At 43.3% G+C, this 217-nt stretch carries 1 protein-coding gene; it reads left to right on the top strand.

All coding sequences use genetic code 11. The features are described 5' to 3' along the window. Positions 1-153: transposase domain-containing protein (locus FKP33_RS26865; RefSeq protein ID WP_141336838.1), on the top strand; the 153-nt coding region annotated here is incomplete at its 5' end. Positions 154-217: the final 64 nt, after the last annotated feature.

Here is a 217-nt window from a genome sequence, read left to right as displayed (position 1 = left end):
ATCATCGAAAGTGCTAAGGCAAATGGTCTTAATCCGTTTAAATATCTTCAATTCATCTTCAGCCAATTGCCGGAGGTTCAGTTTGGACAACATCCGGAGTTTCTTGAAGATTACCTTCCCTGGAGCCCAGAAGTCCAGGAAGCCTGCCAATAGAGCAAAGCTCTGTTTACACGAGTTTTGCTCTTTTTTCTATCCACCGAGTTATTTGACGCTTACG

Origin of the sequence: Paenibacillus sp. tmac-D7 (assembly GCF_006519665.1) — a bacterium.
Lineage (GTDB): Bacteria > Bacillota > Bacilli > Paenibacillales > NBRC-103111 > Paenibacillus_G > Paenibacillus_G validus.
Note: the sequence above shows the minus strand (reverse complement) of the source record. Positions and strands in the feature narration are given on the sequence as shown.